Origin of the sequence: Aquipuribacter nitratireducens (assembly GCF_037860835.1) — a bacterium.
GTDB lineage: Bacteria > Actinomycetota > Actinomycetes > Actinomycetales > JBBAYJ01 > Aquipuribacter > Aquipuribacter nitratireducens.
In genome coordinates this window covers 1-26377 of record NZ_JBBEOG010000006.1, presented here as the reverse complement: position 1 = coordinate 26377, position 26377 = coordinate 1, and the positions used below count along the sequence as shown (strand labels likewise).

Annotated in this window: 21 protein-coding genes; 14 read left to right on the top strand and 7 right to left on the bottom strand. The window is 74.8% G+C overall.

The features are described 5' to 3' along the window. Positions 1-13: 13 nt before the first annotated feature. Positions 14-1696, top strand: coding sequence for a cytochrome c biogenesis protein ResB (gene resB, locus WAB14_RS12250; RefSeq protein WP_340270150.1), 1683 nt, complete (start codon positions 14-16; stop codon positions 1694-1696). Next, positions 1693-2748: a c-type cytochrome biogenesis protein CcsB gene (ccsB, locus tag WAB14_RS12245; RefSeq protein ID WP_340270149.1), complete on the top strand. Its 1056-nt coding sequence runs from the start codon at positions 1693-1695 to the stop codon at positions 2746-2748. Before resB ends, ccsB begins: the two co-directional genes overlap by 4 nt. Before the next feature lie 22 nt (positions 2749-2770). Here the strand turns inward: ccsB and WAB14_RS12240 are convergent, their stop codons facing one another. After that, positions 2771-4477 (bottom strand): GGDEF domain-containing protein, encoded by a 1707-nt coding sequence (locus WAB14_RS12240; RefSeq protein ID WP_340270148.1) that lies wholly within the window; start codon positions 4475-4477, stop codon positions 2771-2773. A 128-nt stretch (positions 4478-4605) separates the two neighbouring features. Here WAB14_RS12240 and pruA point away from each other — a divergent pair, with 128 nt between their 5' ends. Then, positions 4606-6279 carry an L-glutamate gamma-semialdehyde dehydrogenase gene (gene pruA / locus WAB14_RS12235; protein ID WP_340270147.1) on the top strand — a complete coding sequence of 558 codons (1674 nt, stop codon included), beginning with the start codon at positions 4606-4608 and terminating at the stop codon, positions 6277-6279. Between the two features lie 30 nt (positions 6280-6309). Here the strand turns inward: pruA and WAB14_RS12230 are convergent, their stop codons facing one another. Beyond that, a complete protein-coding gene (locus tag WAB14_RS12230) occupies positions 6310-8058 on the bottom strand; it encodes a GGDEF domain-containing protein (RefSeq protein ID WP_340270145.1) in 1749 nt (582 codons plus the stop codon). A gap of 15 nt (positions 8059-8073) precedes the next feature. Continuing rightward, the gene (locus WAB14_RS12225; RefSeq protein ID WP_340270433.1) at positions 8074-8556 is read right to left on the bottom strand and encodes a DUF2505 domain-containing protein; all 483 of its coding nucleotides are present in this window, start codon (positions 8554-8556) and stop codon (positions 8074-8076) included. Positions 8557-8690: 134 nt separating this feature from the next. Between WAB14_RS12225 and WAB14_RS12220 the strand changes: the two genes are divergently transcribed. Both WAB14_RS12220 and WAB14_RS12215 read left to right on the top strand, forming a co-directional pair. After that, complete coding sequence (locus WAB14_RS12220; RefSeq protein ID WP_340270143.1) at positions 8691-13808, top strand: NAD-glutamate dehydrogenase; 5118 nt, start codon at positions 8691-8693, stop codon at positions 13806-13808. Continuing rightward, positions 13805-15310, top strand: coding sequence for a sensor histidine kinase (locus tag WAB14_RS12215; protein WP_340270142.1), 1506 nt, complete (start codon positions 13805-13807; stop codon positions 15308-15310). The genes WAB14_RS12220 and WAB14_RS12215 overlap by 4 nt, the downstream gene beginning before the upstream one ends. Positions 15311-15382: 72 nt before the next feature. On the opposite strand, the gene WAB14_RS12210 is transcribed toward WAB14_RS12215, so the two are convergent. Next, positions 15383-15631: a WhiB family transcriptional regulator gene (locus WAB14_RS12210; protein ID WP_336923923.1), complete on the bottom strand. Its 249-nt coding sequence runs from the start codon at positions 15629-15631 to the stop codon at positions 15383-15385. Between the two features lie 425 nt (positions 15632-16056). Here WAB14_RS12210 and WAB14_RS12205 point away from each other — a divergent pair, with 425 nt between their 5' ends. After that, on the top strand, positions 16057-16488 hold the full coding sequence (locus WAB14_RS12205; protein WP_340270137.1) for a hypothetical protein: 432 nt from the start codon (positions 16057-16059) through the stop codon (positions 16486-16488). A gap of 12 nt (positions 16489-16500) precedes the next feature. Here the strand turns inward: WAB14_RS12205 and WAB14_RS12200 are convergent, their stop codons facing one another. The 3 genes from WAB14_RS12200 to WAB14_RS12190 all read right to left on the bottom strand — a co-directional run bounded on the left by WAB14_RS12200 (position 16501) and on the right by WAB14_RS12190 (position 18563). Beyond that, positions 16501-17313 carry a SigB/SigF/SigG family RNA polymerase sigma factor gene (locus WAB14_RS12200; RefSeq protein ID WP_340270136.1) on the bottom strand — a complete coding sequence of 271 codons (813 nt, stop codon included), beginning with the start codon at positions 17311-17313 and terminating at the stop codon, positions 16501-16503. Beyond that, a complete protein-coding gene (locus WAB14_RS12195) occupies positions 17306-17806 on the bottom strand; it encodes an anti-sigma regulatory factor (RefSeq protein WP_340270135.1) in 501 nt (166 codons plus the stop codon). Before WAB14_RS12195 ends, WAB14_RS12200 begins: the two co-directional genes overlap by 8 nt. Before the next feature lie 109 nt (positions 17807-17915). Beyond that, positions 17916-18563: a DUF1684 domain-containing protein gene (locus WAB14_RS12190; protein ID WP_340270134.1), complete on the bottom strand. Its 648-nt coding sequence runs from the start codon at positions 18561-18563 to the stop codon at positions 17916-17918. Positions 18564-18636: 73 nt separating this feature from the next. On the opposite strand from WAB14_RS12190, the gene WAB14_RS12185 reads away from it, so the two are divergent. The 8 genes from WAB14_RS12185 to smpB all read left to right on the top strand — a co-directional run bounded on the left by WAB14_RS12185 (position 18637) and on the right by smpB (position 26105). Beyond that, positions 18637-19356 (top strand): SDR family NAD(P)-dependent oxidoreductase, encoded by a 720-nt coding sequence (locus WAB14_RS12185; RefSeq protein ID WP_340270133.1) that lies wholly within the window; start codon positions 18637-18639, stop codon positions 19354-19356. A 19-nt stretch (positions 19357-19375) separates the two neighbouring features. Then, on the top strand, positions 19376-19780 hold the full coding sequence (locus tag WAB14_RS12180) for a hypothetical protein (protein WP_340270132.1): 405 nt from the start codon (positions 19376-19378) through the stop codon (positions 19778-19780). 90 nt (positions 19781-19870) lie between these two features. After that, positions 19871-20956 carry a peptide chain release factor 2 gene (gene prfB, locus WAB14_RS12175; protein WP_377003241.1) on the top strand — a complete coding sequence of 362 codons (1086 nt, stop codon included), beginning with the start codon at positions 19871-19873 and terminating at the stop codon, positions 20954-20956. A gap of 242 nt (positions 20957-21198) precedes the next feature. Then, positions 21199-22296: a hypothetical protein gene (locus WAB14_RS12170; RefSeq protein WP_340270130.1), complete on the top strand. Its 1098-nt coding sequence runs from the start codon at positions 21199-21201 to the stop codon at positions 22294-22296. A gap of 189 nt (positions 22297-22485) precedes the next feature. After that, on the top strand, positions 22486-23175 hold the full coding sequence (ftsE, locus tag WAB14_RS12165) for a cell division ATP-binding protein FtsE (RefSeq protein WP_340270129.1): 690 nt from the start codon (positions 22486-22488) through the stop codon (positions 23173-23175). Next, the gene (gene ftsX, locus WAB14_RS12160) at positions 23172-24086 is read left to right on the top strand and encodes a permease-like cell division protein FtsX (RefSeq protein ID WP_340270128.1); all 915 of its coding nucleotides are present in this window, start codon (positions 23172-23174) and stop codon (positions 24084-24086) included. Before ftsE ends, ftsX begins: the two co-directional genes overlap by 4 nt. A gap of 59 nt (positions 24087-24145) precedes the next feature. Beyond that, entirely contained in the window at positions 24146-25561 is a 1416-nt protein-coding gene (locus WAB14_RS12155; protein ID WP_340270127.1) for a peptidoglycan DD-metalloendopeptidase family protein, read from the top strand. A gap of 58 nt (positions 25562-25619) precedes the next feature. Continuing rightward, a complete protein-coding gene (gene smpB, locus WAB14_RS12150; protein ID WP_340270126.1) occupies positions 25620-26105 on the top strand; it encodes an SsrA-binding protein SmpB in 486 nt (161 codons plus the stop codon). Positions 26106-26377 lie beyond the last annotated feature (272 nt).

The window sequence follows — 26377 nt, the reverse complement described above, 5'->3', positions numbered from 1 at the left end:
CGAGCGGGCACCGGTGAGCGCCCCCGCCTCGCCGCGCCCGGCCCCGCCGGAGGAGCCGCCCGCCCCTCCGGCGCTCGGACTCCTCGGGTCGCTGCGGTGGCTGTGGCGACAGCTCACGAGCATGCGGACCGCGCTCCTGCTCCTCCTGCTGCTCGCCGTCGCGACCGTCCCCGGCTCGCTGTTCCCGCAGCGGGGCGTCGACGCGGGCGCCGTCGCCGCCTACCTCGCGGACAACCCGACGAGCGGGCGGTGGCTCGACCGCCTCGGGTTCTTCGACGTCTACGCCTCGCCGTGGTTCGCCGCCGTCTACCTGCTGCTGTTCGTCAGCCTCGTCGGCTGCATCGTCCCGCGCGCCCGCGACCTGGTCCGCACGTGGCGGCGTCCGCCGCCCCGGACCCCCGCCCGCCTCGACCGGTTGCCGGCGTCCGGTCGCGTCCTCGTCGACGCCGACCCGCCGACCGTCCTCGCCCGCGCGCGCGGCGTCCTCGCCGCCGACCCGCTCCGCGCTCGCCTCGGGCACGTCGTGGCGGAGCGCGAGGAGGCCGACGGTGCCCGCTCGCTCGCCGCGGAGACGGGCAGGCTCCGCGAGACCGGCAACCTCCTGTTCCACGTGAGCCTCATCGGCGTGCTCGTCGCCCTCGCCACCGGGTCGCTGTACGCGTACCGGGGTGAGGCCCTCGTCGTCGAGGGTGGGTCGTTCAGCAACGTCCTGCCCGCCTACGACTCCGTGACGCCGGGGGCACGTTTCGACGCGAGCGCCCTCCCGCCCTTCTCGTTCCGCCTCGACCGCCTCGACGTCGCCTTCGAGGAGGAGCAGGTGAGCGAGCTCGGCGCCCCGCGGGACTTCGCCGCGTCCCTCACCTACCGCACCGGCCCCTCGGCGGACCCCGTGCCGGGCCGGGTGCGCGTCAACGAGCCGCTCGAGGTCGCCGGCACGAGCATCTTCCTCACCGGCAACGGGTACGCGCCCGTCGTCGAGGTCCGCGACGGCGACGGCGACGTGCGCTGGTCCGGGGCCGTGCCGTTCCTGCCGCTCGACGCGACGTACACCTCCGAGGGCGTCGTGAAGGCGCCCGTGCCCGGCGGGGACGACATCGGGCTCAGCGGCTTCCTCGTGCCCACCGCCCCCGCGGAGACCGACGCGGGCATCCGCTCCCTCTTCCCCGACGCACGCCGCCCGCGGCTCGTCCTCACGGCCTTCACCGGGGACATCGGCCTCGGCGACGGCACCGCGCAGTCGGTGTACGAGCTCGACACGACGGACATGACGCAGGTGCAGGACGCCTCCGGTGCGCCCGCCGTCCTCGTCCTCGCCCCCGGCGACACCGTCGAGCTGCCCGACGGGCTCGGCACCGTGACGTTCGACGGGCTGCCGCGCTTCGCCGCCTTCCAGCTGCGGGCGGACCCCTCGGGTCCGCTCGCGCTCGTCGCGTCCCTGCTCGCCACCACCGGGCTCGTGCTCAGCCTCTTCCTGCCGCGCCGCCGGGTCTGGGTGCGGGTGCGCCCGGCCGAGGTGTCCGACGACCCGTCGGCCGGCGGCGGTGTGCCCGCGCGTACCGTGGTGGACGTGGCCGCGCTGTCCCGCGGCCGGGACGCCGGACAGCAGCCGCTCGTCGACCGCGTCCTCGCCGCCGTCCGGGCCGACGTCCGGGCCGACGCCGCCACCAGGTCCGACACGACAGGAGGACGCGGATGACCGACGTGCTGCAGGCGCTCACCGGCCTGGCCCCCACCGCCCTGCTCGGCACGGGCAGCCCCGTCGACGAGGGGTGGGCGGGTGCGAGCGACGCCGCCACGTACTCCGCGATGGCCGTCTACGCGGGGTCCCTCGTCGCGTACGCCGTCGACCTCGCCGGCTCCCGGCGCGTGTCCCGGGTGCGGGAGCGACGCGGTGCCGAGGTGCGTGAGGCGGTACCGGCCGGCGCCCCCACCGTCCCGTCCGACGTGAGCGGCGCGGGCACCGGCGGCGACACGACGGCGGGTCCGGCAGTGCGGAGGGGCCGCGCGGGCGGGATCGGCACGAGCCTGTTCGTCCTCGCGACCCTCCTCCACCTCGTCGCGGTCGTCGCCCGCGGTGTCGCGGTGTCGCGGGTGCCGTGGAGCGACGCGTACGAGTTCGCGCTGTCCGGGTCGCTCGCGGTGAGCCTCGTCTACCTCGTGCTGCTCCGCACCGGGGGCTGGCGCTGGCTCGGCAGCTTCGTCGTGTTCCCCGTGCTGCTCACGCTCATGGTCGCGACGTCGTTCTTCTACACCGAGGCCAGTGCGCTGTCGCCGGCGCTGCAGAGCTCGTGGCTCGTCGTCCACGTGTCGATCGCCTTCGTCGCGTCGGCGCTGTTCACGATCGGGTTCAGCCTCGCCGTCGTGCAGCTCGCGCAGCACCGGCAGGAGGCGGCGGTCGCCGCCGGCGCGACGCCGGGCCGGTTCCTCGCCCACGTCCCCTCGGCCCGACGGCTCGAGCAGACCTCCTTCCAGCTGCACGCGGTCGGCTTCGTCCTGTGGACCTTCACCGTCGTCGGAGGCGCGATCTGGGCCGCGGAGGCGTGGGGCCGCTACTGGGGCTGGGACCCGAAGGAGGTGTGGTCGCTCGTCATCTGGGTCGTCTACGCCGCCTACCTCCACGCCCGCTCGACCGCCGGGTGGGCCGGCACCCGCAGCGCGTGGATCGCGGTGCTCGGCTTCGCGTGCCTGCTCTTCAACTTCTTCGGCGTCAACTACCTCTTCGTGGGCAACCACTCGTACGCGCTGTAGCCGCCGGGACGGCGGAGCGGGCTCACGGGCCGACGAGCCGGTCCCGTCCGCTGCGCTTGGCCTCGTAGAGGTGACGGTCGGCGGCCCGCAGCAGGTCCCCGGCGGGCGATGCGGCGTCGACGGGCACGCCGATCGTCGCGCCCGCGGACGCCGAGACCTGCAGCGGCCCGTGCTCGTCGAGCAGGGCCGGCACGTCGGAGAAGTCGACGGCCGTCACGGCGGTCCGCACGGTGTCGACGACGTGCGCGACGGCGGCCGCGTCGAGGTCGTGGACGGGGAACGTGACGACGAACTCCTCCCCGCCCACCCGGTAGAAGCCTGCGCCGGCCACGCCCACGAGCGCGGCGGACATCGCCGCGGCCACGCGGACGAGCACCTCGTCGCCCACGACGTGCCCGTAGCGGTCGTTGACGGCCTTGAAGTGGTCGAGGTCGACGATGGCGAGCGCGAGGCGGGTCCCCGCCGTCGCGTGGTCGGCCATGGCGTCGGTGAACGACCGCCGGTTGTCGATGCCCGTGAGGGCGTCGACGCGGGCGGCGCGACGCTCGCTCTCCGACGTCCGCCGCCACGTGTCCCGCTCCCGCTCCAGCTCCTCCCGACGCAGGCGGGCCGCGTTGACGGCCGCCGTGCTGTGCACCTGCATGTCGCGTGAGGCGGTGACCGCGGTCACGTACCGGCGCATGGCGGCGAGGGCCCCGACGAGGTCGCCGCGCCGTTCCCGGCACGTCGCGAGCATGTGCCACACCATGACGCTCGTGACCGAGCCGAGCCGGTCGGTGCTGGCCGTGGCGTCGAGGAGGATGCGCTCGGCCTCGTCGAGCTCCCCGCGCTCCAGCAGGACCTCGGCGAGCAGCGCGCGGCTGCGGGCGAGGACGTCGACCTCGCCGAGGGTCCCGACGAGCTGGACGGTGTCGCGCGCGTGCCGCAGGGCCGCGTCGAGGTCGCCCCGCAGCTGCGCCCGCCGCGCGAGGCACCACGAGGCACCCCGTCGGTTCGCCATGCCCTCACCGACGGCGACGGCGCGCTCGGCGGCGGCGACGGCCTCGTCGGTCCACTCGTCGACGAGCGCGAGCAGCGCGTCGCGCTCCTCGCCGTCCACGGGTGGCTGGCCCTCGTAGCCGCGCAGGAGGAAGGACGCCGCGGCGACGGAGCTCATGAGGACCCACTCCTGCTGCCGGGGGTGCCCGAGGGAGCGGGCCTCGCGGCGGGCGTCCTCGAGCAGCCCGAGCGCGCCGCGCGCGTCGCCGAGGTCGTAGAGGGCCACCGCGAGGTTGTGGCGCATGACGGAGCGCAGCCGGGTCGACTCCGCCCCGCTCGTGCGCAGGAGCGCCTCGAGCCCGCGGTCGAGGCAGCGCAGCTGGGCGTGGAGGTCGCCGAGGTAGCCCGAGGAGATCGCGTGCATGTTGAGCGCCTGGGCGCACAGCAGCGGCTCGCTCGCGCTGTCGAGCAGCTCGAGCGCCCGGGCGGTGTCCTCGTGCGCGCGCAGGTCGCGACGGAAGTGACGGGCGCGGGCCCGCAGCACGAGGAGGCGCGGCTCGTCCTCCGGGTCCCCGGGCCCGCCGTCCGCGAGCGCGGCGAGCCGGGCGTCGAGCTGCTCGGTGGCGGCGACCGGGTCGGTGTCGACGAGCAGGCTGAGCGCGGCGAGCGGGTCCGTGGGCAGGGTGGCCGGGACGTCGCCGCGGGTGCCGTGGGCACGGCCCCCGGGATCCGCCTGCTGCTGGCCCCGCACGTCGACCTCCCGACGGGTCGACCCCGACGGCCGGCCCCGATGGCAGTATGGCGAGGAGTCGCGTCGTGCGGCAGCAGGTCGGCGGCAGCGGTGGACGCGTCGTCCCCCACGAGGGCTAGCGTGACGACATGACGAGCACCGACCACACGCCGGGTGGCGGCTTCGACGCCGTCACCTCGCCCCCGCCGCCCCGCAACGAGCCGGTCCTCGGCTACGCGCCCGGCAGCCCCGAGCGGGCCGCCCTCGAGAAGGCGGTCGGCGCGACCCTCGGCGAGGTCGCGGAGCTGCCGCTCACCGTCGGCGGCGACGTGAGGCTCGGGTCCGGTGAGGAGTTCGAGGTGCGCCGGCCGGACGCCCACGCCCACGTGCTGGGCCGCGGCCGCGGCGCCGACCACGCCGACGCCGAGGCGGCGCTGCGGGCCGCCCGCGCCGCCGCGCCCGGGTGGCGGAGGCTGTCGTTCGACGACCGCGCCGCCGTGCTGCTGCGTGCCGCCGACCTGCTGAGCGGGCCGTGGCGTGCGCGCATGAACGCCGCGACCATGCTCGGGCAGTCGAAGAGCGCGCAGCAGGCGGAGATCGACTCCGCGTGCGAGCTCGCCGACTTCTGGCGCTTCAACGTCCACTACGCCCGCGGGCTCCTCGCCGAGCAGCCGCCCCGCAACTCGCCGGGGGTGTGGAACCGCACGGACCACCGGCCGCTCGAGGGGGTCGTGTACGCGATCACCCCCTTCAACTTCACCGCCATCGCGGGCAACCTGCCGACCGCCCCGGCGCTCATGGGCAACACGGTGGTGTGGAAGCCGTCGCCGACGCAGACCCTCGCCGCCGTCGTCACCATGCGGCTGCTGCGCGAGGCGGGCCTGCCGGACGGCGTCGTCAACCTCCTGCCCGGCGACGGCCTCGCCGTCTCCGACGTCCTGCTGGCGGCGCCGGACCTCGCCGGCATCCACTTCACCGGCTCGACGGCGACCTTCCAGCACCTGTGGCGCACGGTCGGGGAGAACATCTCCCGCTTCCACTCCTACCCGCGCCTGGTCGGGGAGACCGGCGGCAAGGACTTCGTCGTCGCCCACCCCAGCGCCGACCCGGAGGCGCTGGTGACCGCGCTCGTGCGGGGCGCCTTCGAGTACCAGGGTCAGAAGTGCTCGGCGGCGTCCCGCGCGTACGTGCCCGCGTCGCTGTGGCGGGCGGGTGTCCGCGACGCCCTCGTCGCGACGACGGAGTCGCTGGCGTACGGCCCGGTCGACGACTTCTCGAACTTCGGGGGCGCAGTCATCGACGAGCGGTCGTTCGCACGCAACTCCGCCGCCGTCGACCGCGCCCACGCCGAGCCGGGCATCGAGGTCCTGGCCGGTGGCACGTACGACCGGAGCGAGGGGTGGTTCGTCCGCCCGACGGTCGTCGAGGTCGCCGACCCGGCGGACGAGGTCTTCTCCACCGAGTACTTCGGGCCGGTCCTCGCGGTCCACGTGTGGGACGACGCCCGTCCCGACGGCTGGTCGTCGATGCTCGCGCAGATGGAGTCCGTCGCGCCGTACGCCCTCACGGGGGCGGTGTTCGCGCGGGACCGGTACGCGGTGGCCGAGGCGACGACGACGTTGCGCTTCGCGGCCGGCAACTTCTACGTCAACGACAAGCCGACGGGCGCGGTCGTCGGGCAGCAGCCCTTCGGCGGTGGCCGGGCGAGCGGCACCAACGACAAGGCCGGCGCCGTGCACAACCTCCTGCGGTGGGTGTCGCCCCGGACGGTCAAGGAGACGTTCGTCGCGCCGACCGACCACCGCTACCCCCACATGGGGTGAGTGCCGCGTGAGGGGCCGTCGCCGCTGCGGCTAGTCGGCGACGACCCGGTCGCGGCCGCGCCGCTTGGCCCGGTACAGGTTCTGGTCGGCGTGGCTCAGCAGGGCGCGGTGGGTGGAGTCGCCGAGCGTGCCGACGACCCCGACCGCGAGCCCGGCCGACAGGGTGAGGGTGATCGTCGCGGTGGCGGTCCGGACCTCGAGGGCGGCCACCCGCCGCCGGACGAGCTCGAGGGTCTGGACGGCACCGGCGCGCGGCGCCTCCTCGTCGTGCGTGAGCACCGCGGCGAACTCCTCGCCCCCGATCCGGAACACCCGCGCCCCGGCGTCGGCCTCGGCGAGGACGGCCGTCACCTCCGCCGCCACGCTGCGGAGGACCTCGTCGCCCACGAGGTGGCCGTGGACGTCGTTGACCACCTTGAAGTGGTCGAGGTCGAGGAGCGCCAGGCACGTCGGGGAGCCGGCCGCCGCGAGCCCGGCGAGCGCGTCCTCGAACGCCAGCCGGTTCCCCACGCCGGTCAGGGGGTCGACGCGGGCGAGGCGCCGTGCCTCCTGCCCGTCCCGTCGTGCGAGGTCCCGCTCCTGCTCCGCCCGCTCCCGCATGAGCGTGACCGCGGCCATCGCCGCGGTGTTGCGCAGCCGCAGGTCGCGGGACACGCCGCTGTGCCGGACGTACTCGTGGAGGGCGGACATCGCCTCGCGGTGGCGGCCGAGCGCCTCGAGGCAGTCGGCGACGAGGTACCAGGAGGTGAGCTGGGAGGCCGTCGCGACGACGCCGGAGCCTGCCACCACCTGCTGGAGCTGCTCGAGGGCCTCCTCGTGGTGGCCGCGCGCGACGAGCAGCTCACCGGCGAGCGCCCGGCAGCGCACGAGGTGGTCGGGCTCGCCCCGCTCCTCGGTGAGCCGCACGGCCTCCTGGGCCAGCCGCAGCGCCTCGTCGGTCTCCCCCCGCAGGTGCGCGGCCCGGGCGAGGGCGTACGTCGCGTGCCGGCGGTTGGACACGACCGGGTCGCGTCGGGCGGCGGCCTCGGCCGCCTCGGCGGCCGCGGCGGCCCACAGCTGGACGTCCTCCCGCACCCGCTCGGCGCGGTCGTGGGGGGCCTGGTCGACGCCGTCGGGGCGGACCAGCCACTGCCCGGCCACCCGCACCGCGGTGGAGTGGATCTGCTCGAGCTGCTCGGGGTCGCCGAGCACGCGGGTGTCGGGCAGGGCCGCCGTCAGCAGCCCGAGGGCGCGCTCGCTGTCGCCGACGTCGGCGAGCACCTCCGCGAGGTTGATCCGCACGGCGCCGCGCACGGCCAGCGCGCGCTGGCCGTCGACCCGCGACACGACGTCGAGGGCGCGGGTGAGGGTGACGACCTGGTCCTCGACGCGCCCCTCGAAGCCCTCCCAGATCGCGCGGCCGTTGAGCACGAGCGAGGCGAGCAGGGGGCTGCGCTCGGCGTCGACGATGTCGGCGGCGAGCTGGAGGTCGACGAGCGCCTTCGGCTCGTTGCGGTAGTGCCGCTGCGCCGCGCGCGCGTACAGCAGCTGGGCGCGCCAGTGGTCGAGGTCGACGTCGGCGGCGACGCCGGCGACCCGCGGTCCCTCCCGGACCGCCCGCTCGAGCCGGTCGACGGCGAGGCTGAGGAGCTCGTCGGCCTGGAGGGGGTCCGGGCCGAGCAGCGCACGGGCCCGCGAGTCGACCTCGTGGAGGTCCTCGGTGCCCAGCAGGGCGGGCAGAGGAGGGGGGCCGCCCCCGTCGCCCGCGCGCTCGCCGCCGGGGGTCGCCGCGCGCGTCACGACGGCCCCGTGCGCTCACCCACGGCCGCGGCGCTCCTCGAAGATGTCGACCTGCGCGGCCATCGCGGCCTCGAGCGCCGGCACGACGGCCTTCTCGATGCGGCCGCCGACGATCGGCACGCGCGCCACGACCTCGCCGCGCACCTGCTCGACGGTCCCGTCGCCCGCCGAGGGCTCGAGCGCGGTGGTGAACCGTGCCCGCAGCGGCGCCCCGTCGACCTCGAGCTCGACGACCCCGGTCCGACCGCCCGTCGCGGTCGGGTCCGGCGCCCACGTCGTCGTCTCGACGAGCGTGAGGCGGTCGCCGGCGAGGCGACGGGCGAAGTCGGGGAACCGGTCGGTGGGCATGACGCGCCGCACCGTGGTGCGGAGCCCGTCGACCCGGACCTCGTGGTCGAGCGCGCCGGTGCGGCGGGCCACGGCCGCGAGGAAGTCCTCGTCGAGTCGCGCGCCGACGACCTCGTCGGGCGGCGCGGGCCAGCGCAGGTCGGTCGACATGTCCACGTGGTGACGGTAGAGCAGCACGGCGCCGCAGTCAGCCGGTCGGTCACACAGTGCCGCAGTCCGGTGACGGCGAACGGGTGGTCCGGCCGCCGGTTGGGTGCATCGCGGGGCAGGACTACGGTCGGGGCATGGTCGACGACCGATCGTCCCTCCTCGACCGTGCCGAGACCGTCGCGACGCAGCGGGGGTGCGGTCCGGGCGACCGGACGCTGCTCGCGGGGTACTACGCGGACGTCGCGGACGACGACCTCCTCCACCGGGACCCGACCGACGTGTGCGGGCAGGTCCTCGCCCACCGTGGCCTCGCCGAGCGCCGCACCCCGGGCACGCACCTCGTCCGCGTCTTCACGCCCTCCGTCGAGGTCGACGGGTGGGCCTCGCCGCACACGGTCGTCCACGTTGTCACCGACGACATGCCGTTCCTCGTCGACTCGGTGACGAACGAGATGTCCCGCCACGGGCGCGGCATCCACCTCGTCGTGCACCCGCAGGTCGTCGTGCGCCGGGACGACGACGGCGTCCTGCAGGAGGTCCTCGCCGTCACGCACGGGGAGACCGACCCCGACGACGAGCGGCCCGGCGTCGTCGTCGAGTCGTGGATCTCGGTCGAGGTCGACCGCAGCGCCCCCGGCGAGGCGGGCCGCTCGGGGACCGGCGCGTCCGGCGACGACGAGGCCGACGGGACCGGCTCCGACGACGACGCGCTCGCCGAGGGCATCGGGGCCGTCCTCGACGACGTCCGGGCGGCGGTCGAGGACTGGCCGGAGATGCGCCGGCGGGCCAGCAGCCTCGCCGACGAGGTCGCGGTGCTCGCGGACTCCCTGCCCGCGGGGACCGTCGACCCCGACGACACCGCCGAGGCCGCGCGGCTGCTCCACTGGCTCGCCGACGAGCACTTCACGTTCCTCGGGTACCGCGAGTACGCGCTGCGGCCGGGCGCCAGCGACGACACCGCCGTCCTGGAGTCCGTGCCCGGCACCGGGCTCGGCATCATGCGCAGCGGGGACGAGCAGCCCAGCCGCAACGAGCTCGGGCCCTCGGTGACGGCCCAGGCCCGTCGCCCGGACGTCCTCGTGCTCACGAAGGCGAACTCCCGCGCGACGGTCCACCGCGCCACCTACCTCGACTACGTGGGGGTCAAGACGTACGACGACGACGGGCGGGTGGTGGGGGAGCGCCGCTTCCTCGGGCTGCTGTCGTCCGCGGCGTACACCCAGTCGGTCAGCTCGGTGCCCGTGGTCGACCGGAAGGTGGCGACGGTCCTCGAGCGCAGCGGCTTCGGCCCCCGCAGCCACTCCGGCAAGGACCTCCTCACCATCCTCGAGACCTACCCGCGCGACGAGCTGTTCGCCTCCGACGTCCCGACGCTCCAGCGGATCGCCCTCGGGGTCCTGCAGCTGCAGGAGCGGCGGCGCACCCGCCTGTTCGTCCGGCACGACCCCTTCGGCCGGTACGTGTCGTGCCTGGTCTACCTGCCGCGCGACCGGTACACGACCGAGGTCCGGCTCGTCATGCAGGACATCCTCGTCGAGGCCTTCGGCGGCACCCACATCGAGCACTCGGCCCGGGTGTCGGAGTCGGTCCTCGCCCGGCTGCACTTCGTCGTGAGGCTCGCCTCGCGGCAGGCCCCGGACGGCTCCTCCGGCGACGAGGCCCGCGAGGTCGACCTCGACGCCGTCGAGCAGCGGCTGGTGGCCGCGACCCGGACCTGGGAGGAGGACCTCGCCGACGGCCTGCGGACCGAGCTCGGCGAGGGCGAGGCCGTCCGGATGGCGCGGCGCTGGTCCGGCACGTTGCCCGAGGGGTACAAGGAGGACGTCCAGGCGAGGGTCGCGGTGGGGGACCTCGTCCGCCTCGAGCGGCTGGAGGCCGGTCGCGCCGCCGCGCCCGACCTCGACCTCCTCCTCTACACGCCCGTCGGGGCCGCCTCCCGGCACTCGCGCCTCAAGATCTACCGCCGGGAGCAGCTCGGGCTGTCGGAGGTGCTGCCGTTCTTCGACCACCTCGGCGTGGAGGTCGTCGACCAGCGGCCGTACCACCTGCGCGGCGACGACCAGGACGGCGAGGACGACGCGAGGGCCGGCACCCCGCGCGTCGACCACTGGGTGTACGACTTCGGGCTCCGCCTGCCCTCCGGCGCCGTCGAGCCCGGCACGACGACGGACCCCGCGCGGCTGGCCCGGCGCTTCACGGACGCGTTCGTGTCCGCGTGGTGCGGCACGAGCGAGTCCGACCGGTTCGACCGGCTCGTGCTCCGTGCCGGGCTCACGTGGCGGCAGGTCGTGGTGCTGCGGACCTACGCGCGGTACCTGCGCCAGACCGGGACGACGTTCTCCGAGGACTACATCGCGGGCGTGCTGGCGGCGAACCCGGAGGTCGCCCGGCTGCTCGTCGCCGTCTTCGAGACGCGTTTCGAGCCGGACCGCTTCAGCCAGACCGACGCCGGTCGCCCCTCCCCGGCCCGCCTGGGGGCGGCCGACCGCGCCGCGATGGCGGTGGAGCAGGCGCTCGACGACGTCGACAACCTCACCCACGACCGGATCCTGCGGTCGCTGCTCGCGACCGTCGTGGCGACGGACCGGACGAACTTCTACCAGCGCGACGGTGCCGGCGAGCCGAACCCGACGGTGGCGGTGAAGCTCGACCCCCGCCTCGTGCCGGACCTGCCCGACCCGCGCCCGGCGCACGAGATCTGGGTGTGCGGGCCGAAGGTCGAGGGCGTGCACCTGCGCTTCGGCGACGTCGCGCGCGGCGGGCTGCGCTGGTCGGACCGGCTGGAGGACTTCCGCACGGAGGTGCTGGGGCTCGTCAAGGCGCAGCAGGTGAAGAACGTCGTCATCGTGCCGACCGGCGCCAAGGGTGGCTTCGTCGGCAAGCACCTGCCGGACCCCGCGAAGGACCGCGAGGCGTGGTACGAGGCGGGCAAGGAGTGCTACCGGACCTTCATCCGGGCCCTCCTCGACGTCACCGACGACCGCGACCTCGCCGCGGGCGAGGACCCGGCACCGGTCGTCCCGCCCGTGCGCGTGGTCCGCCACGACGACGACGACCCGTACCTCGTGGTCGCCGCGGACAAGGGGACCGCGGCCTTCAGCGACGTCGCCAACGCCATCAGCCTCGAGCGGGGCTTCTGGCTCGGCGACGCCTTCGCCTCCGGCGGCTCGAAGGGCTACGACCACAAGGCCATGGGCATCACCGCCCGCGGCGCGTGGGAGAGCGTCCGCTGGCACTTCGACGAGCTCGGCGTCGACGTCGACACCGACCCCTTCACCGTCGTCGGCGTCGGGGACATGTCGGGCGACGTCTTCGGCAACGGCATGCTGCTGTCGAAGGCCATCCGGCTCGTCGTCGCCTTCGACCACCGGCACGTCTTCATCGACCCCGACCCCGACCCCGGACGGTCGTGGGAGGAGCGCGCGCGGCTGTTCGCGCTGCCGCGCTCCTCGTGGGCGGACTACGACACCTCGCTGCTCAGCGAGGGCGGCGGTGTCCACCCGCGGAGCGCGAAGTCCGTGCGGCTGCCGGCGAGGGCCGCCGCGGTCCTCGGGCTACCGGAGCGCGACACGGTGATGACCCCCACCGAGATCATCCGGGCGGCGCTCACCGCTCCGGTGGACCTGCTGTGGAACGGCGGCATCGGCACGTACGTCAAGGCCTCCGACGAGAGCAACGCCGCCGTCGGCGACAAGGCGAACGACGCCCTCCGCGTCGACGGCGCCGACCTGCGCTGCCGGGTCGTCGGGGAGGGCGGCAACCTCGGTCTCACCCAGCGCGGACGGATCGAGGCGGCGCTCGCCGGTGTCCGGCTCAACACCGACGCCATCGACAACTCCGCGGGCGTCGACACCTCCGACCACGAGGTCAACATCAAGATCCTGCTCGACCGGGTGGTCGCCGAGGGCGACCTCACCGACAAGCAGCGGGACCGGCTGCTCGCAGACATGACCGACGACATCGGGGCCCGCGTGCTGCGCCACAACGTCGACGCCAACGTGCAGCTCGGCAACGCGCGGCTGCAGGCGGCCGAGATGCTGCCCGTGCACCGTCGCTTCATCGGCAACCTCGTCGCCAACGGGCTGCTCGACAGGGCGCTGGAGTTCCTGCCCGACGACGACACCCTCGACGAGCGCGCCGAGCGGGACCTCGGCCTGGCCTCGCCGGAGCTCGCGGTCGTCTCCGCCTACGCCAAGCTCACGCTCACCGACCAGCTCCTCGACAGCGCCGTGCCCGACGAGGCGTGGTCCGAGGGCTATCTCGTGCGGTACTTCCCCGAGCGGCTGCGGGAGGCCTACGAGCGGCAGGTCCTCACCCACCCCCTGCGCCGGGAGATCATCGCCACGTCGCTGGCGAACACCGTGCTCAACACCTCCGGCACGACGTTCCTGTTCCGCCTCGGGGAGGAGCTCAACGCGGCGCCCGACCGGGCCGTCCGCGCGTGGGCCGTCGCCCGGGAGGTGTTCGGCCAGGCGGACTGGCACGAGGAGGTCATGCGCCGCTGCGCCGACCTGCCCGTGCCGACGCGGCTCGCCCTGCTGCTGGACTTCCGTCGCCTCCTCGACCGCGCGACGCGGTGGCTGCTGCAGAACCGACCCGACCCCCTCGACGTCGACGCCGAGATCGCCCGCTTCGGTCCTGTCGTCTCGCGACTGCGCGCGCGCAGTCTCGAGGTCGTGCAGGGCCAGGAGCGGGAGGAGATGCTCGTGCGCGTCGACGAACGGCGTGAGGCCGGGGTGCCGGAGGACCTCGCGACCCGCGCCGCGGGGTTCCTCGAGGAGTTCTGCCTCCTCGACGTCACGGAGATCGCGCTCCGCGAGGACGCCCCCGCGGAGGAGGTCCTCGAGGTGTACTTCGCCCTGTCCGACCGGTACGCGGTCGACGGGGTCCTCAGCCGCATCACCCAGCTGCCGCGTGGCGACCGCTGGCAGGCGCTCGCGCGCGCAGCCCTGCGCTACGACCTCTACGCCGCGCTCGAGGAGCTCACGACCGTCGTCGTGCGGACGACGAGCGCACCGGCCGCCGGCGACGGCGGTGCCGGGGACGGCGGTGACCGCGGCGCGGACGGCGTCGCCGCCGCGGCCGAGCGGATCTCGGCGTGGGAGTCGGCGAACACGGCGGCGCTCGACCGGGCGCGGCTCACCCTCGACGAGGTGCAGCGGCTGCCCGGTCGTGACCTCGCGCCCCTGTCGGTGGCGTTGCGTACCCTGCGCAGCGTCGTGAAGAGCGGGACCGCGGACGACGCCCGGTGACGACGATCACCGACATCGTCCGCCGGCACGCGGACCTGCCGGACGCCGACGCCGAGTGGTTGCGCACCCTCGTAGGGGACTGGCAGCTGGTCAGCGACCTCTGCTTCGCCGACCTCGTGCTGTGGCTGCGGGACCGGTCCGGTGGCTGGTCCGCCGTGGCGCACGCGCGTCCGAGCACGTGGGCGACCGTCTTCTACGACGACGTCGTCGGGTCGGTCGCGCGGCCGGGCCTCGCCGAACGCCTCTCGGCGGTGGCGGCGGGCGGCAGCGACCCGGCGCCCCCGACGGCGCAGGACGACGCGGCGCTCGCGGACGAGCAGCCGTGGCAGGTCGACCTGTTCCCGGTCCGGCGGCGTCAGGGTCGCGCCCTCGGTGACGTCGTCGCCGTCGTCGTCCGCAGCACCGACCCGGGGTCGACGCGCACGCCCGGCCGCCTCGAGCTCGTGTACCGGGAGAGCGGCACCCACCTGCTCGGCATGCTCGCGGAGGGCACCTACCCCTACGGCTCGGCGCCGACGGGACCCCGTCGCGGCGCCCCCCGCGTGGGTGACGGGCTGCTGCGCCTGGACGCCGACGGCGTCGTGACGTACGCCTCGCCGAACGCCGTGTCCGCGTTCCGTCGCGTCGGCGTCGTGTCCGTCAGCGGTCGCTCGCTGGCGGAGGTCGTCACCGCCAGCCTGCAGGAGCGCGACCCCGTCGACGAGGCCCTCCCGCTCGTCGTCATGGGCCGGGCGCCGTGGCGGTGCGACCTCGAGATGCGGGGCTCGGTGCTGTCCCTGCGGGCGGTGCCGCTGCTGCGCGGGGCGGGGGCCGTGCCCGAGCGGGTGGGCGCGCTCGTCCTGGTCCGGGACGTGACGGAGGTCCGCCGCTCCGAGCGGGCCCTCATGACGAAGGACGAGACGATCCGCGAGATCCACCACCGGGTGAAGAACAACCTGCAGACGGTGTCGGCCCTGCTGCGCATGCAGGCCCGCCGCACCGACAGCGAGCAGGCCCGGCTCGAGCTGCGCGAGGCCGGTCGGCGCATCGCCGCGATCGCCGGTGTCTACGACACCCTCGCGCACGAGGTCGACGAGTCGGTGCCCTTCGACTCCGTCGTCGACACCGGCCTGGCCAACGCCCTCGACCTCGCGAGCACGGACGGCCGCTCCCGGGTCCGGCTGCGGCGGGAGGGCTCCTTCGGCCGGGTCCGGGCCGCGGACGCCACCCCTCTGGTCCTCGTGCTCAACGAGCTCGTGAGCAACGCGGCCGAGCACGCGTTCCCCGTCAACGGGTCGGAGGACCCGCGCACGGGCACGGTCGTCGTCACGGCGGAGCGCGACGGGGACGCGCTCGTCGTCCACGTCGACGACGACGGGTCGGGCGTCGCCGCCGACGCCCGGCCCGGGCTCGGCACGCGGATCGTCGAGAACCTCGTCCGGACCGAGCTGCACGGCACGTTCGTGCGGGAGGCGCGCCCGGGCGGGGGGACGAGGGTCACCCTCGACCTGCGGCTGCGGTGAGACGCCCCCCGGACGTGCGAGGAGGCGCCCACCCCTGCGGGTGGGCGCCTCCTGTGCGGGCGGGTGGCCGGCTCAGCCGGCGCGGCGGGCGCGGGCGGCGCGCCGCTTGAGGGCGCGGCGCTCGTCCTCGGACATGCCGCCCCAGACACCGGAGTCCTGGCCGGTCTCGATGGCCCACTTCAGGCACGTGTCGACGACGTCGCAGCGCCGGCACACGGCCTTGGCCTCCTCGATCTGCAGGATCGCGGGACCCGTGTTGCCGATCGGGAAGAAGAGCTCGGGGTCCTCTTCCAGGCACGCTGCACGGTCACGCCAGTCCATCGTTCTCTCCACTTCGCGTCAACGCGCACCGGTGTGCGCGGGGTTCCACGTCTGTGCTCGGTCCGAGGGTCGCGAGGTGCGACCGCTCCGGGGCTGCTGTGGTGCTCGCGCCTCCGGGCGCCGAGGTCCTGCTGGTCCTGGGCGCGGGTGTCCCGCGCCTGCCTGATCCCATGGGACCACGCTTGTGCACGCTGTCACAAGACCTCGCCGCGAATTTGTTGTGCCAACTACGTCACATACGCGTAACGCGCGGGTCGCACGTCCGTCATGTCGTCGTCGCCTCGCCGTCATGGGGCGGACGAGGTCCGACGTTAGGGGCCCCGGCTCACTCGGGCCACTCGGCATGTGGTACCCGGTCCCCCCGCCGGTCACACCTTCCCCGGCCGCGCCGCCCACGTCCCGGCGCCGTGACTACCGTGTCCAACGTGCCGGGCGCCCGAGTCCTTCCTCCGTGGGGCGCCCTCACCTGCGCCGTCGTCGCCGGCGTCGAGGCGACCGCCGCCCTCGTCGCCGCCGTCCTCGCGCTGCTCTCGGGCCTGGGCTCCGGGGGCTGGGCGCTGGGAGCCGCGGTGGCCGCCGCGGCCGGCGGCGTCGCCTACCTGCTGCTGCGCGTTTCCGCCGCGTGGTGGCGCGGGCGGACGTGGCAGCGGGGGATCTTCGTGACGGTCCAGCTGCTGGTGGCCCTCGTCGCGCTGAGCGTCGGGTCCCCGGCCCTGCTGTCGCCGGGCGACGCGCCCCGCGTCGCGCTGCTCACCGGTGCGGCTCTCCTCGCGGCGGTCACCGGCCTGGTGGGCGCGGCCGCCGCGGCGCGCGTCGGCCCGGCCGGCGGGGCGCCGAGGGAACGCCCCGCCCCCTGAGCCGCCGGGCCGTCAGTCGGTCTCGGCCCCCGGGCGCGTCATCTCGGCCCGGAGCCGGGCCAGCGTCTTGGTCAGCAGCCGCGACACGTGCATCTGGCTGATGCCGACCTCCTCGGCGATCTGCGACTGCGACATGCCCCGCACGAAGCGCAGGGCGATGATGCGCCGCTCGCGCGGGGCGAGGCGGGCGAGGACGGGGCGCAGCGTCTCCCTCGTGAGGACCTCGTCGAGGGCGACGTCGTCCTCGCCGAGCGTGTCGCCCACGCCCGACTCGACGTCGAGCGGCACCGTCGACAGCGTGTAGGCGCTCTCGAGGACCTCCAGGACGGTGTCCGCGTCGAGGCCGGCGTGCTGGGCCACCTCCTCCACCGTCGGGGTACGACCGAGCTGGTGGGTGAGGGTCTCGCGCGCCTGGGTGACGCTCACCTGGACCTCCTGCAACCGCCGCGGCAGGCGCACCGTGCCGGCGCGGTCGCGGAAGTGCCGTCGGATCTCGCCGGTGATGGTGGGGACGGCGTAGCCGGCGAAGGGGACCCCGCGGCCCGGCTCGTAGCGGTCGACCGCCTTGATGAGCCCGATGGTGCCGACCTGGACGAGGTCGTCGTGGGGCTCGCCGCGGCCGCCGAAGCGTCGGGCGATGTGGTGGACGAGGGGGAGGTGGGCGGTCACGACCGCGTCGCGCAGCTCGCTGCGCCGCGGCGAGGTCTCGGGGAGCCCGGCGAGCTCGGCGAGCAGGGGGTCGGTGTCGGGGCGGCCGGTCTCGTCGGTCCCCACCTCCACGCGCGCGTGCGGCTGCCCCCCGGCGGTGCCCCCCACGTCAGGCACCGCGCAGGCGGGTGTGCGAGAGCGAGATCCACGACTCGCCGACCCCCGTGCCGCTCGCGACGTCGCCGGCCAGCGCCTCGAGCACGGCCCACGCGTAGCTCGTCTCGTCGGGCAGGTGGGGGTTGGGCCCGACGACGCGGACGGCGAGCGTGTCGTCGCGCACGCTGAAGGAGGCCCGCAGGCGGGACGTCACCCGCACACCCGTGGCGGGTCCCGGTGCGGCGTCGGTCGTGTCGGCAAGGTCGTCCCGTCCCCCGGGGCGCAGCACGAGCGTGCACGCCTCGTCGACGGCGATGCGGAGGTCCTCGATCTCGTCGAGGGTGAGGTCGAGGCGGGCGCCGAGCCCCGCGCACGCGGTGCGGACGACGCCGAGGTACGCGGCGTCGGCGGGCAGGTCGAGCTCCACGACGTCAGGGGCCGTCGCGGCCGCGGGCGTGGCGGCGTGGGGTGCTCGCCCGTCGCGCTGCTGGGGCGCGGATGGGACGTGGGTCATCGTTGCAGGCCTCCTGCCCGGGGGTGGTACCGCGACGCTAGTGGTCCGCGACGCGACACGCTCCCACCCCTACGGGGCGGACGGCGCCGGACGGGGAGGTCGCGGCGGCTCAAGGGCCCGGCGCGGGCACGAGCTCCCCGACGGGCACCTCGGCCTCCAGGCGGTTCCCGGGCGGTGCCAGCGGGCACGCCCACGCCGGGTCGTAGGCGCACGAGGGGTTGTACGCGAAGTTGAGGTCGACGAGGAGCTCGTCCTCGCCGCCGGTCCCCAGGTCGGCACCCTTGACCGTGTCGAGCACGTAGCGCCCGCCCCCGAACGTGCCGCCGTCCCGGCCGGCCAGGGCGTCCCGGACCGGCAGGAAGAGCCCGCCGCCGTACTGGGCGAGCCACCAGAGGTCGAGCCGCCCGAGGTCGCCGAGCGCGACCGTGCCGATGCGCTCGAACACCACGACACCGTCCGTCCCCGTCACGACCTCCAGGCGCTCCGGTTCGGCGGGTTCCGGGGTGACGACGAAACGGAACCCCGGGTCGTACGGCGGCACCGGGAGGCCGCGGAAGGACGTCCGCTCCGCCGGGGTCAGCGGCGAGGCGGGGTGCGTGGCGAAGAGCTCGTCACGTCCCCGGCACCACGCCGCGTGGGCCACGGTCGGGTCGGGTTGCCCGCGCACGACCTCGTAGAGGTCGCGGACCCTCCGACGCCAGTCGAGCACGTGCAGCCGGTCCGCCGTCGGGATGGGCGTGGCCCCCGTCGTCACCACGCCCTCACCGTGTCACGCCGGCGGACGGCACGCTCGGCGTGCGGGGCTCCCGCCACCGTGTGAGCGTGCAGGGGTGAACGAGCACCCGGCGTCCTCGGACCGTCCGCTCGAGGGCCGCCCCGTCCTCGTCACCGGCGCCACGGGAGGGCTCGGCGGCCGTGTGGCCCGTCTGCTCGGGGAGGCGGGTGCCCCGCTCACGCTGGTCGCGCGCGACCAGCGACGCCTCGACGACCTGACCGGGGTGGAGGGGGCGAGGCGCGCCGTCGACCTCACGACACCGGAAGGGCCGGCCGAGGCCGTACGGGCGGCCCTGGAGGCGCACGGCTCGCTCGCCGGGGTGGTCCACGCGGCCGGCGTCGTCGCCTTCGGACCGGTGACCGACGTCGACGACGACACCGTCGACGAGCTGTTCCTCCTCAACGCGCTGGCCCCCCTCCGCCTCCTGCGGGCGGCGGCACCCGCGCTGCGGGAGTCGGCGGGCGCGCACGGCGACGCCTTCCTCGTGACCTTCTCCGGGGTCGTCGCCGAGCACCCGCAGAAGGGCATGGCGGCGTACTCCGCGAGCAAGGCGGCGTCGTGGGCGCTCGCCGCGGCGGCGGGCGACGAGCTGCGCCGGGACCGCGTGCGCGTCCTCGACGTGCGCCCGCCCCACACGGAGACCGGCCTCGCGGAGCACCCCGTCGCGGGCGAGGCGCCCAGGCTGCCGGCCGGCAAGGACCCGGACGACGTCGCCGCCCGGGTCGTGCGTGCCGTGCTCGACGGGGACCGGGACCTCCCGACGAGCGCCTTCTGACCCTCGTCCTGTCACCGACGTGGACGACCGGCGCACCGCGCTGCCGCGGGGGACGGCCCTCGTACTCCTCGGGGCCGCCGTCGTCCTGCTGGTCTGGGGGCTGACCGCCGGTCGGGGCGTCGGTCCCGGCGCCGCCGGGCACGGCGCCGACGGGGTCGAGGTCGTCGGAGCGTGCCGGCTGGTGCCGGTCGGCGAGGCGGGGCTCGCGGCCGCGGTCGTCCTCCGCAACACCACCGACCGCGACGTCACGGCCGCCGTCGCCGTCGAGGTCGTGCGTCCCGGGGACGAGGTCGCCGTCGCAGACCCGGAGGAGTCGTGGGTGCTCGCCGCCGCTCGCACGCAGCGTCTCCTCCAGCGGCTCGACGTCGGTCAGGGCGACGGCGCCACCGGGTGCCGGGTGCTGCGCGCCGACCTCCGGGAGTGACCCGGGCGGGGCCGCGGGCCGGGGTGCGGTCCCACCACCGGCGGGCGCGTACCCTCGCCAGGCGTGGCAGCAACGGACTTCCCGGCCGAGATCGCCGACTTGAGGAACACGCTCGAGGGCGTGCTCGCCGTGGTCGACGTCGCCGCGCTGCGGGCCACCATCGAGGAGCTCAACGAGCAGGCGGCCGCGCCGGACCTCTGGGACGACCCCGGCAAGGCGGCCGAGGTGACGAGCCGGCTCTCGGCCTCGCAGGCGGAGCTCGAGCGACTCGAGCGGGCCGGCGCCCGCGTCGACGACCTCGAGGTCCTCGTCGAGCTCGCCCAGGCCGAGGACGACGCCGACACCCTCGCGGAGGCCGAGAAGGAGCTGGCGGCGCTGCAGTCGCTGCTCGGCCAGCTCGAGGTCCGCACCATGCTGTCCGGGGAGTACGACCCGCGCGACGCCGTCGTGACGATCCGCGCGGGCGCCGGCGGCGTCGACGCCGCGGACTTCGCCGAGATGCTCATGCGCATGTACCTGCGGTGGGCCGAGAAGCACGGCTTCGGGACGGAGGTCTACGACACCTCCTACGCTGAGGAGGCGGGGCTGAAGTCCGCGACGTTCAAGGTCGCCGCGCCCTACGCGTACGGGACGCTCAGCGTCGAGCAGGGGGCCCACCGGCTGGTGCGCATCAGCCCCTTCGACAACCAGGGGCGCCGCCAGACGAGCTTCGCCGAGGTCGAGGTCCTCCCCGTGGTGCAGGAGGCCGACCACATCGAGGTGCCGGAGAAGGACCTGCGGGTGGACGTGTACCGCTCCTCGGGGCCGGGCGGCCAGAGCGTCAACACGACCGACTCCGCCGTGCGCCTCACGCACGTGCCGACCGGGATCGTCGTCACGTGCCAGAACGAGAAGTCGCAGCTGCAGAACAAGGAGGCCGCGATGCGGGTCCTCCAGGCGAAGCTGCTCGAGCGCGCACGCCGTGAGCGCCAGGCCGAGCTCGACGCGCTGAAGTCGGACACGGGCGCGAGCTGGGGCAACCAGATGCGCTCGTACGTGCTCCACCCGTACCAGATGGTGAAGGACCTCCGGACCGAGTTCGAGGTCAACAACCCCGACGCCGTCCTCGACGGGGACCTCGACGGCTTCCTCGACGCGGGCATCCGCTGGCGCCGTCGCCAGGACGCGACCGTCTGATCCCGTGCGGCGGCACCGCCGGCCGCCGCTCCCCCGTCCGCCACGTTCCGTGACTCCACGTGGGCACGGCGTGCCGGTGTCACCCGCTCGGTGACACGGACGGAGCAATCACCCGCTCCTCCGCCACCCTGCGTGTGTAGTGCTGCTCCGGGCTGGGTACCGTCGTCCTCGACGCCACACACAGTGACCAGCTCCCGTGCGCAGGCGTCGTCCTCTCACGACGGATGGATGGGTCTGCTCACATGGAGTACACGGTCAGCATCGGACGGCGGACACGCCGGGTCGCGTCGGTCACGGCCGGTGCCGTTCTGTTCGCGGCGCTCGGGCTCACGGTCGCGGCGCCGGGCGCGCTCGCCAACCCCGACCCGGGGCAGGTGTGCGCAGGCCTCGACTCCGGGAAGAAGGACACGACGGGCGACCCGCAGACCGTGACCATCACGGCGCCCGACGGCTTCCTCATCGACTCGTACTGCGTGAAGGCCGGTTCCGCGAAGCAGGGTCTGGGACCGGAGTACACGGACGTCGACCCGCCGGTGAAGAGCCTCACCATCAGCTCCACCAGCGGCAAGGCCGTCTCCAACTACTCCTTCTCCTGGGTCCCGGTGCCCACGCCGAGCGAGACCCCGTCCGGCACGGTCGAGCCCACCCCGACCCCGACCCCGACGCCGACGGAGACGCCGACGGAGACGCCGACCGGGACGCCGACGGAGACGCCGACGGAGACGCCGACGGAGACGCCGACGGAGACGCCGACCGGGACGCCGACGGAGACGCCGACCGGGGCGCCGACGGAGACCCCGACCGGCACCCCGACCGAGACCCCCTCGGGCACGGTCGAGCCGACCCCGTCCGGGACGCCCACGGAGACGCCGACCGGCACCCCGACGGAGACCCCGACGGAGACCCCAACCGGCACCCCGACGGACACCCCGACCGAGACCCCGACCGAGACCCCGACCGAGATCCCGACCGAGACCCCGTCGGGCACGGTCGAGCCGACCCCGTCCGGGACGCCCACGGAGACGCCGACGGAGACGCCGACGGAGACGCCGACGGAGACGCCGAGCGGGTCGCCGGAGCCCAGCGCGACCACCAGCACCCCGGCGGCCACCCAGGAGCCGTCGCCCTCGACCCCGGCGGCGACGACCACCACCACGCAGCCCGGGACCACCGTCACGGTCACGACGCCGTCGGGCACCTCGACCACGCCGACCGGCCGGGTGCTCGCCCGGACCGGCGCCGAGCTGTGGACCGTCGCCGGGGTGGCGGCGCTGCTCCTGGCCGCCGGCGGCTCCATGGTCGCGGTCGCCGGCGCCCCGCGGGGGCGGCGTCGCGCCTGATGCGCCCGTAGCGCCAGCGCTGCGGACGGAGGCCGCCACCCGGGAACGGGAGGCGGCCTCCGTTCGTCGTGTGAAGGTGCGCCCCGCGCGCCGCCCCGGGCTCTCCTGCGACGGGCTTACCATCGTCAGTCGGTCCGGTGCCCGACCCAGCACCGCTCCTCGTCCCTGTCCCCGACTCCTGGGTGTGCCGTGATCCGGTTCGACAACGTCACCAAGGTCTACAAGGCCAAGCAGCGAGCAGCGCTCGACGACGTCTCGGTCAACATCGACCGGGGCGAGTTCGTCTTCCTCGTCGGCGCGTCCGGCTCCGGGAAGTCGAGCTTCCTGCGCCTGTGCCTCAAGGAGGAGCGGGCCAACTCCGGCACCGTCCACGTGGCCGGCCGCGACCTCGCGAAGCTGGCGTCGTGGAAGGTCCCGCGCTTCCGGCGCCAGATGGGGGTCGTGTTCCAGGACTTCCGGCTGCTGCCCAACAAGTCCGCGGCGGAGAACGTCGCCTTCGCGCTGCAGGTGATCGGCAAGCCCAAGCACGTCACCGACCGCACCGTCCCGGAGGTCCTCCAGCTGGTCGGGCTGGACGGCAAGGGGGACCGTCGTCCCGACGAGCTGTCCGGCGGCGAGCAGCAGCGCGTCGCGATCGCCCGCGCCTTCGTCAACCGGCCCGCGATCCTGCTGGCGGACGAGCCGACGGGCAACCTCGACCCGACGACGAGTGTCGGGATCATGAAGCTGCTCGACCGGATCAACAAGACCGGCACGACGGTGGTCATGGCGACGCACGACGACGAGATGGTCGACCAGATGCGCAAGCGCGTCATCCAGCTCGAGGAGGGCGTGATCGTCCGTGACGAGGCGCGCGGCGTCTACGGGGGGGCCTCATGAGGGCGCGGTTCGTCCTCACCGAGATCGGCGTCGGGCTGTGGCGCAACCTCTCGATCACGATCTCCGTCGTCATCGTCACCGCGGTCTCGCTCTTCTTCCTCGGCAGCGGCCTGCTGTTCCAGCGCCAGGTCGACCAGCTCCGCACCGTCGTCTACGACGAGGTGCAGGTCTCGATCTTCCTGTGCGGCGCCGAGAGCACGGTGCCGTCGTGCGCCGACGGCGAGGTGACGCAGCAGCAGCGCGACGAGATCGCCGCGGAGCTGCGTGACCCGCTCATCGGCCAGTACATCGACTCCGTGGAGTACGAGTCGAAGCAGGAGGCCTACGAGCGCTTCCTCGAGCAGTTCGAGGGCTCGCCCATCACGGAGAACGTGACGGCCGAGCAGCTGCCCGAGTCGTTCCGGGTGCGGTTGTCGGACCCGGAGCAGTCCGGCACCGTCGCCGCCTTCTTCGAGGGGCGCGCCGGCGTCGAGTCCGTCGACGACCAGTCGGACCTGTTCGAGCAGATCTTCCGCTTCCTCAACGGCGCGACCTTCGCCGCCTGGGTGCTCGCCGGGGCGATGCTGATCGCGGCGCTGCTCCTCGTCGCGACCACGATCCGGTTGGCGGCGTTCAACCGGCGGCGCGAGATCGGCATCATGCGCCTGGTCGGGGCGAGCAAGGCGTTCATCCAGCTGCCGTTCATGCTGGAGGGCATCATCGCGGCGACCGTGGGTGCCTTGCTGTCGAGCGGCCTGCTCGTGGCCTTCGCACGGTTCTTCGTCGAGGGCTACGTGGGTGAACGGATCCAGCTCGGGGGACTGGTCGGGACGGCCGACGCCATGCTGATCGTCCCGTGGCTGCTGCTGACGGGTGTCCTGTTCGCGGGCGTGTCGTCGCTCATAACCCTCGAGCGATACCTCAGGGTGTAGAACGGCGGAACGTCCGTCGCCGTCCGGTCGACCGGACAGCCCCCTCCAGGAGGTCATGCGTGCCCCGGTCCCTCGTCGGCGCCCTCGGCGTCGTGCTGCTGGCGGCGGTCGCGGTCGTGCCGCAGCAGCTGCCGGCAGCGGCCGGTCCCGTCGTCCACCCGGACCGGGAAGAGGTCGAGCAGCGGCAGGACGAGGTCGAGCGCGGTCTGGCCGTGAGCGAGGGTGAGCTGGCCCACGTCAACGGTCAGCTCGTGGCCGCCTCCGAGCGGCTCGCCGGCCTGCAGGCGCAGGTCCCGGCCGCACGACAGGCGGTCGCGACGGCCGAGGCGGAGGCGGCCGCCGCCAGGCAGCGGGACGCGGAGCTCGCGCAGGAGCTCGTGCTCGCCGAGGCGGCGGTGGAGGCCGCGGGACTCGAGCTCGGGGCGAGGACCGCCGAGGCCGACCGGACGCAGCAGGTGGTGGGCGGGGTCGCGCGCGAGGTGTACCAGGGCGCGACGTTCAACCCCCTGCAGATCCTCGTCGAGGCGGGCAGCGCCAAGGACTACGCGGACATGGTGACGTTCGCCCAGGTCGCTCGACGCAGCCAGGAGCAGGCGCTGTCGCAGCTGCGCACCCAGCAGGTGGAGATCCGTAACGCGGAGGCGCGGCTCGAGGCCGAGCGCGTCCGCGTGGAGGACCTCAAGGCCCAGGCGGCGCAGCAGGTGGTCGTCACGGCCGCCGCGGAGGAGCAGGCCCGCGAGGCGCAGGCCGCCCTCGAGCGGCTCGTCGCCGAGGAGGACGCCGCCGTCCGCGCCTACGAGCAGGCGAAGGCCGCGGAGGAGGCCGAGATCGCGGAGCTGGAGGCGGAGAACCAGCAGCTGGAGGTCCAGCTCGCCGCGATCGCCGAGGCGGAGCGGAAGGCCGAGGAGGAGCGCCAGCGGCGCCTGGAGGAGGAGCGTCGACGCGCTGCCGAGGAGGCCGAGCGCCGCCGTCAGGAGGAGCTGCGGCGGCAGCGGGAGGAGGCGGCCAGGGACAACCGTCCCCCGCCCGCCGACCCCGGACCCGCGCCCGCTCCGGCGCCCGACCCCGGTCCGCAGGCGGACGGGTACCTGTCCGCCCCGGTCTCGGGGGCCCGTATCTCCTCGAACTTCGGGTACCGCATCCACCCGATCCTCGGGTACCGGAAGCTGCACACGGGCCGGGACTACGCCGCGGCCTGCGGCACCCCGGTGAGGGCCGCGGCGAGCGGGCGCGTGGTCTCCGCGGGCTGGGGCGGCGGCTACGGCAACCTCGTGGTCATCAGCCACGGCCGCGTCGACGGCACGTCACTCGCGACGGCCTACGCGCACCTGAGCCGGATCGCGCGCAGCGGCGGGTCGGTGTCCCGGGGCGAGGTCATCGGGTACATCGGCACCACCGGCTCGTCCACCGGCTGCCACCTGCACTTCGAGACCCGCGAGGCCGGGGTCGCGGTGGACCCGCGCAACTGGCTCTGAGCCCCGTCCGCCCGGCCGGGGACCGCCTCGCGGTCCGCGACTGGGGCACACTGGCGGGATGGCCAGGGAGCAGGGACGCACGGTCGTGGCCACCAACCGCAAGGCCCGGCACGACTACCACATCGAGGACACGTTCGAGGCGGGGCTCGTGCTGTGGGGGACCGAGGTCAAGTCCCTGCGCGCCGGCCGGGCGTCCCTCGTCGACGGGTACGCGTCGGTGGAGAAGGGCGAGGTGTGGCTCGAGGGTGTGCACATCCCCGAGTACACCCAGGGCACGTGGACGAACCACGCCGCGCGGCGCCGCCGGAAGCTGCTCCTCCACAAGCGCGAGATCGAGAAGCTCGCCGGGGCCCTGAGCGGCACCGGCCTGACGGTGGTGCCCCTGCAGCTGTACTTCAAGGACGGTCGGGCCAAGGTCGAGATCGCCGTGGCGCGCGGCAAGAAGGCGTACGACAAGCGGCACGCCCTGCGCGAGCGGCAGGACCGACGTGAGGCCGACCGTGCGATGTCCGCGGCCCGCCGTCGACAGGCCGCGCAGGCCTGACCAGCCGATTTGCACGTCGGCTCGACGCCGTCCTACCTTCTACCTCGTTGCCGCGAGGGCGAGCCGGACACCGCGAGGTGGTCGGGCCCGGAACGGAGCTGCCGACAGGCGGCTCGCGGTGACCACCTCGCACCGACTCGCGTCTCGCCGGGTCAGGACCGGGTCCAGGACCCGGGCTTTGACCGAGCCGGGACCGATGTGTAAGGTACGAGGGTTGCCCCCGCTGAGGCCTGGGAGGGTCTGGGGTGGGTGTGCGTCCGTTCCTTGAGAAC

Excerpts from the sequence above, each read along its gene's own strand:
- WAB14_RS12210 (WP_336923923.1), bottom strand. The coding sequence starts at position 15,631 with ATGGACTGGCGTGACCGTGCAGCGTGCCTGGAAGAGGACCCCGAGCTC.
- WAB14_RS12225 (WP_340270433.1), bottom strand. The coding sequence starts at position 8,556 with ATGTCGACCGACCTGCGCTGGCCCGCGCCGCCCGACGAGGTCGTCGGC.
- WAB14_RS12220 (WP_340270143.1), top strand. The coding sequence starts at position 8,691 with ATGGTCGACGACCGATCGTCCCTCCTCGACCGTGCCGAGACCGTCGCG.
- smpB (WP_340270126.1), top strand. The coding sequence starts at position 25,620 with ATGGCCAGGGAGCAGGGACGCACGGTCGTGGCCACCAACCGCAAGGCC.
- ftsX (WP_340270128.1), top strand. The coding sequence starts at position 23,172 with ATGAGGGCGCGGTTCGTCCTCACCGAGATCGGCGTCGGGCTGTGGCGC.
- pruA (WP_340270147.1), top strand. The coding sequence starts at position 4,606 with ATGACGAGCACCGACCACACGCCGGGTGGCGGCTTCGACGCCGTCACC.
- WAB14_RS12195 (WP_340270135.1), bottom strand. The coding sequence starts at position 17,806 with ATGACCCACGTCCCATCCGCGCCCCAGCAGCGCGACGGGCGAGCACCC.
- ccsB (WP_340270149.1), top strand. The coding sequence starts at position 1,693 with ATGACCGACGTGCTGCAGGCGCTCACCGGCCTGGCCCCCACCGCCCTG.
- WAB14_RS12170 (WP_340270130.1), top strand. The coding sequence starts at position 21,199 with ATGGAGTACACGGTCAGCATCGGACGGCGGACACGCCGGGTCGCGTCG.